Here is a 5,480-nt window from a genome sequence, read left to right as displayed (position 1 = left end):
ATATATAGAACCCTTACTTTTAAAAAGGAGGCAGATATAATGCCGGGAACAGAGCTGGCACAATACGGCCTTGCGACTTTTGCTGTTGCGGGGCTTTTATACATTGTGAGTCTTTTTGTAGGCAAGAAAAAAGACAATGAGTTATCGGAGGTAATAGAAAACAACACGAAAGCATTGAACAGCTTAGCAAACGTCATTCAATCAATACAGCTTTCATTAGTGAGGCAGGAACAGAAAATTGATGAGCTATTGGAGAGGGCAAGGAGGTGAAAAAATGAAGATATGCATTGATGCTGGGCATGGCGGGTCAGACCCAGGAGCAGTAGGAAACGGGCTTAAGGAAAAAGACATAACACTTGCGATCAGCCTAAAAATTGCAAAAAAGCTATCGCAATATAAAAACGTAGAGGTTGTACTGACGAGGAATAAAGATGTGTACTTGCCATTATCAAACGTAAGAACACCGCAATGCGATGTAAGTGTGAGTGTACATGTTAATTCAGGAGGTGGGCAAGGATTAGAAACATGGACAGCTATATATAATAAAGCGATAGAGTCGCAAAAACTCGGGAAACTCATTCATCAAAACATTTTAAAGCAGATCCCTTTTGAAGACAGGGGGATAAAATCAAAAAAGAGCTCCACAGGAAACCAAGATTATCTATATATGATTAGAAAACCTATAGGGGTACCAGTGCTGGTGGAATGCGGGTTTATAGATAATTATATCGACGCCGGCATTTTAAAGCAGGAAAGCAATTTGGAGAAAATCGCACAAGGCATTGTAAATGGCATAGTACAATACACGGGGATAAAGGAGGACGATGATGATATGACAAAGACAAAAATTCTATACAACAATAAAGAATTTGACGGCTTTATAGTTGATGGTACATCATACGTCGAAGTAAGGAAATTGGCTGAAGCCTTGGGCTTAAACGTGACTTGGAATGCGCAGAAAAACATAGTTGAGCTCAAGAAGTGATAGGAAGCGATAGCATGAAATTTTCAAAAGTGATAGTAACACTTGTTATTTTGCTAAATGTGGCGTTTACAGCAGCGGTACTGTATATTTTTTTGAAGGTTGGCAGCGAGCCATCGACACTTATCGGTTCATGGTTCGCCTTCACCACAGGCGAACTCTGGTTCCTATCTGGAATTAAAAGAAAAAAGGTTGAAAACGACAATCAAAATAATAATAATGAAAGCGGGGAAACATAATGAATACATTAAAACAAAAACTGACGAGTAGGAAATTCTGGGTGGCCGTGGCAAGTGCGGCTTTTATTGTGCTATCGGAAGGCCTTGGGCTGAATGTGGACAGCGACCTGTATTGGAAAATCATCACCCTGGCGCTGGGCTACATCTTTGGCGAAACGGCTGTAGACATTGCCAGGGCAAAGACAACGCAAAGCACGGAACAAACCACTTATGTTGTAAACAACAAATAAATACAACAAAGCCCCGGCTTAATCCCGGGGCTTTATGTTTCTTATTCGCTTCGTTTTGGATAAAATCCTGTTTATTGGGCTTGCATCTTTATGTGCGGTTTCTATATCGTTTTTTGATAAATAAACGTATTTGCTTGTCATATCCATGTTGGTATGACCCAGCATACTTTGAAGGCTGAAAGCATTACCTCCATTTCGTAAAAATAGCAAAGCAAAAGAGTGTCTTAAAGAATAAGGTTTTATTTTAACACCCAAGGCAGAACTGTACTGTCGCATTCTTCTAGCCCATTGGTTTCGGTTGAGTGGCCTTCCATCCTCGGTGCAAAATACTGGAACATTTGTAGACCAGTGCCGAGGTCTAGCCATCAATAATTCGGAAACTGCAAAAACGGTTTGAGGATGCAAAGGCAATATCCGAGATTGGCGGGTTTTTGCAATAGCCGCCGGTATTTCAACCTGGCCTATCTCTAAATTGAAATTTTCCGGTATAAGGCCGAAAGCTTCCTTTGGCCGTATTCCTGTATCTAGTGTAAAGACAATCAAGGCATAATCCCTTAAACCTGCAAAGGTTTTTTTATTAGGGAGAGATAGCAATTTTTCTAATGCTTCTTCAGGTGCTGACCTCGGAATTTTATCTTCTTTCCGGTGTCTTATTTCTAATATTGGATTTTCAGGAATAACACCTTTTTCCTTGAGCCAACCGAAGAAACATCTTAAACATTTACGCCGTGTATTAAATGTAGCAGGAGCTAGAGAGTTTGATTTTGCAAAATAATCAAGAACGGATTCCTGTAGTGTTTCGTAATCTTTTAAGGCATCGGGATAAGCCTTAAAAAAATGCTGAACATGATAGTTATAATCATCAATCGTTCGTTGCGCAAGGCCTTGAGCTTTTTGATATAAAATGAAAGATTTTAACCATGACTGCCAAGACCTTTTTAAGGATGAGGATGCCATAGGTTACCGCCCTCCATTTTCAGAGCAACCGCCCTCGGCAAAATCTGACGGCGGTGGCCTTAATCAGGTAACCGCCCTCGGCAAAAACGGAAGGCGGTGGCCCATTCAGGGCACCCGCCCAAAGCTCAGGGCACCCGCCGTAAAATGCCCTCAAACCCTTGATATACCTGGATTATCCGGCCATATCGTCTAGGGGTTCAGGACGCCGCCCTCTCACGGCGGTAACGGGGGTTCGAATCCCCCTATGGCTACCAACTGTGCTGAAAAACTGGGTTTCGAGAATTGACCCGGTTTTTTTATTATCAAAATAATTTCCAGGAACACCGCCTTCTGTTTCATAATGGCTTCCGAGAATTTTTGCTTTTTACTTTTTGATTTTGTCTTCCACCTCAATAAGCAGCAAATACGACATAATCCGGCGCACAGTCCATCTCTATCCAGTATCAGACGAGATCCAAATTATTCTATCATATAACCTATGTATGTGTAAAAAATAATTTTTGGGTCACAGTAATCGGGAAGGATTTTACCGCTCAATGACGAAATGATTGTTAAAGGAAATACTAAAAAATAAAAGTTAAAAAATATTAAAGTATGAACTGAAAATGAAACTTGCTGAAATTAAAGAATTTCATTATATTACTCATATAAATAATTTAAAATCCATCTGTGAAAAGGGTATTTTATCATACAATCTTGCTAATAAATTCGACCATACCTCAATTGCAATGCAGGAAGTCCAAAATAGAAGAGAAAATAAACAAGTCCCAGGAGGAAGATCGCTACATGAATACGTAAATTTATATTTTTGCGCTAGAAATCCCATGCTTTATCTTAGAAGAAACTTACATTCAGAGATTTGTATTTTACGTGTTTCCCCTAAAATTGTTTATATAAAAGGTGCCATCGTTGCTGACCGTAATGCTTCAAGCGACTATGTTCGCTTTTATCCTTCACCTGAAGGAATTGAAAATATTGACAAAGATTTAGTATTTGCTGAATACTGGACTCATCCTGATAATATTTTTTTTGAGTGTAAACATAAATCTATAAAATGTGCAGAGATTTTAATCCCGGATCGTGTCAATCCCAATTTTATCGAAGGTTTATATGTTTCTGAAGCGAAAATTAGAAATATTATCAGAAAAATGGGGATATCGTTGCCTATTGAAGTAAATCCGCACTTATTTTTTCGATAGGAGGAGGTGAACCCTATTGGTCAAATTAGTGGCAGGAAATTTATTTAAATCAAATGCCCAGACTTTAGTTAATACAGTAAACTGCGTTGGTGTCATGGGAAAAGGAATAGCATTGGAATTTAAAAAGCGATTTCCGGAAATGTACAAAGATTATGTTGAGAGATGTAAAAATAAACAAGTAAAGCTCGGTGAACCTTATTTATATAAATATACCCCAGGGCCGTGGATATTAAATTTCCCAACAAAAGACCATTGGCGGTCGGTCTCAAAGTTAAAAGATATTGAAAAAGGCCTGGATTATCTTATTAAGCATTATAAACAATGGGGAATCACATCCCTCGCGGTTCCTCCTCTCGGTTGCGGTCAGGGTGGCTTGGATTGGAATATTGTGGGCCCCATGTTGTACACGTATCTAGGTAAACTGGACATACCGGTAGAACTTTATGCACCGTTGGGCGCATCAGGGGAAAAATTGAATACGGATCTTTTAAAATGCGAATCAGTTCAGTCAAACTATCTGTCTGAATCAATAAAACCAGGCTGGGTTGCTCTGGTTGAGATTCTGTATAGGATTGAGAAACAGCTCTATTACTGGCCGGTAGGTAGAACTAAATTTCAAAAAATAGCCTATGTTGCTACAAAAGAAGGTATTCCAACTGGCTTAATATATAAAAAAGCGAGTTATGGCCCGTTTTCTAAAGAGCTAAAAAGTGTAATTACTAAACTGGTTAATAACGGTTTAATTCTAGAAAAGAGATGCGGAAGAATGTTTATCGTCAAAGTAGGACCTACATTTCACGACTTACGAAATAAACACTTTAAAGATATAGAACGATGGGAAGCAACGATAGAGAAAATAGCAGATCTTTTTATTAGAATGAGAACAGACCAGGCAGAGCTTGCAACTACGGTAATGTTTTCAGTAGATGAACTCAAACAAATTTTGGGTGAAAAACCTTCTGAAATGGACGTTTTGGAATACGTTTTGAAATGGAAACGAAACAGGCAGCCGCCATTGGACAAAATTGAAGTAGCCTCTACAATAAGGAACCTTGCCGCTCTAAATTGGCTTGAAGTAAAGCCGAGTGCGGATCTTCCCGTAGCCTATGAGTTTTGAAAAACATAAAAAAGTTTTAAATTTACCCGTCGGAAAGTCCACTTCTATGGGGAAGGGATCTTGATAAAAAAACTGGCGAAATGGTAGAAAAAGACCTTTCGCAGGCATAAACGAGAATACATTCCGGCGTTTGTTTTTCTCGCAGTACACCCCTGACAGTGCCATCATGTTTGAGATGAGTTCGTCTTCCAGCACCGGGGTCAGAAAATCAGCCGTTGTGGCCGAAAATAAACTTGAGCAGGCCAGAAATATTATAAGGCAAATGGAGCTTAAGGAAGTGGTCATAAACCAGCCCGAAAATCAGCAGGTTTTGCAGGGAAAGGAATTTGAACGCATCCTCAAAGACCCTTATGTTTGAAGGCAGGTATTACCGCGCAGACCTGAGAGGCATAATCAGATGAGGTTAAAATCAGGAGAGCCTGAACCGCCGGGCTCTCTTTTTATTACACGAACAAAAGCCCGGGACCAGATTTTTTATCGGCCCGGGCTTTTTTGTTTAGTAATGTTGATTATGGCATATATTAATTTATGATGAAGGCCACGGGTTTAATAAAGAAAAGATAGGTATTTTCCTGTGAGGAGCCATGCACCCAGACTTAACATGTTTTTAACGAAAAGTTAAAATTCAGTTAATTGTAATTAAAGGGCCGCTATCTTATAATTTGTATTGTAAGATTTTAAAATATGATTCCAGTGTAAAAACTCCCCCTTTTCCCCAATCCATATTTAACCAAATACGGCTTGAAAAATAAAAAC

8 protein-coding genes and 1 tRNA gene are annotated in these 5,480 nt (G+C 39.2%); 8 read left to right on the top strand and 1 reads right to left on the bottom strand.

Going from position 1 to position 5,480, the window contains the following annotated elements:
- From ACKX14_RS15350 to ACKX14_RS15335, 4 genes are all read left to right on the top strand, one after another.
- On the top strand, window positions 1–270 hold a 270-nt coding region (locus ACKX14_RS15350; protein ID WP_422449209.1), incomplete at its 5' end, for a hypothetical protein.
- A 4-nt stretch (window positions 271–274) separates the two neighbouring features.
- The gene (locus tag ACKX14_RS15345) at window positions 275–985 is read left to right on the top strand and encodes an N-acetylmuramoyl-L-alanine amidase (protein ID WP_422449207.1); all 711 of its coding nucleotides are present in this window, start codon (window positions 275–277) and stop codon (window positions 983–985) included.
- Window positions 986–999: 14 nt separating this feature from the next.
- Window positions 1,000–1,221, top strand: a complete 222-nt coding sequence (locus tag ACKX14_RS15340) for a hypothetical protein (RefSeq protein WP_422449205.1) — start codon at window positions 1,000–1,002, stop codon at window positions 1,219–1,221.
- Window positions 1,221–1,451: a hypothetical protein gene (locus ACKX14_RS15335; RefSeq protein WP_422449203.1), complete on the top strand. Its 231-nt coding sequence runs from the start codon at window positions 1,221–1,223 to the stop codon at window positions 1,449–1,451. Before ACKX14_RS15340 ends, ACKX14_RS15335 begins: the two co-directional genes overlap by 1 nt.
- An 18-nt stretch (window positions 1,452–1,469) precedes the next feature.
- On the opposite strand, the gene ACKX14_RS15330 is transcribed toward ACKX14_RS15335, so the two are convergent.
- Window positions 1,470–2,408: a tyrosine-type recombinase/integrase gene (locus ACKX14_RS15330; protein ID WP_422449201.1), complete on the bottom strand. Its 939-nt coding sequence runs from the start codon at window positions 2,406–2,408 to the stop codon at window positions 1,470–1,472.
- 178 nt (window positions 2,409–2,586) lie between these two features.
- Here ACKX14_RS15330 and ACKX14_RS15325 point away from each other — a divergent pair.
- From ACKX14_RS15325 to ACKX14_RS15310, 4 genes are all read left to right on the top strand, one after another.
- Window positions 2,587–2,662, top strand: a tRNA-Glu gene (locus ACKX14_RS15325).
- 351 nt (window positions 2,663–3,013) lie between these two features.
- The gene (locus ACKX14_RS15320; RefSeq protein WP_422449199.1) at window positions 3,014–3,607 is read left to right on the top strand and encodes a DUF4433 domain-containing protein; all 594 of its coding nucleotides are present in this window, start codon (window positions 3,014–3,016) and stop codon (window positions 3,605–3,607) included.
- A 16-nt stretch (window positions 3,608–3,623) separates the two neighbouring features.
- Window positions 3,624–4,724 carry a type II toxin-antitoxin system antitoxin DNA ADP-ribosyl glycohydrolase DarG gene (darG, locus tag ACKX14_RS15315; RefSeq protein ID WP_422449197.1) on the top strand — a complete coding sequence of 367 codons (1,101 nt, stop codon included), beginning with the start codon at window positions 3,624–3,626 and terminating at the stop codon, window positions 4,722–4,724.
- Window positions 4,725–4,890: 166 nt separating this feature from the next.
- Window positions 4,891–5,082: a hypothetical protein gene (locus tag ACKX14_RS15310; protein WP_422449195.1), complete on the top strand. Its 192-nt coding sequence runs from the start codon at window positions 4,891–4,893 to the stop codon at window positions 5,080–5,082.
- Window positions 5,083–5,480: the final 398 nt, after the last annotated feature.

Origin of the sequence: Thermorhabdus hydrogeniformans (assembly GCF_049310025.1) — a bacterium.
GTDB lineage: Bacteria > Bacillota > Thermosediminibacteria > Thermosediminibacterales > Tepidanaerobacteraceae > JBJYKD01.
Note: the sequence above shows the minus strand (reverse complement) of the source record. Positions and strands in the feature narration are given on the sequence as shown.

Coding starts and splice junctions, on each gene's coding strand:
- ACKX14_RS15320 (WP_422449199.1), top strand. CDS start 3,014: ATGAAACTTGCTGAAATTAAAGAATTTCATTATATTACTCATATAAAT.
- ACKX14_RS15330 (WP_422449201.1), bottom strand. CDS start 2,408: ATGGCATCCTCATCCTTAAAAAGGTCTTGGCAGTCATGGTTAAAATCT.
- ACKX14_RS15335 (WP_422449203.1), top strand. CDS start 1,221: ATGAATACATTAAAACAAAAACTGACGAGTAGGAAATTCTGGGTGGCC.
- ACKX14_RS15310 (WP_422449195.1), top strand. CDS start 4,891: ATGTTTGAGATGAGTTCGTCTTCCAGCACCGGGGTCAGAAAATCAGCC.
- ACKX14_RS15345 (WP_422449207.1), top strand. CDS start 275: ATGAAGATATGCATTGATGCTGGGCATGGCGGGTCAGACCCAGGAGCA.
- ACKX14_RS15340 (WP_422449205.1), top strand. CDS start 1,000: ATGAAATTTTCAAAAGTGATAGTAACACTTGTTATTTTGCTAAATGTG.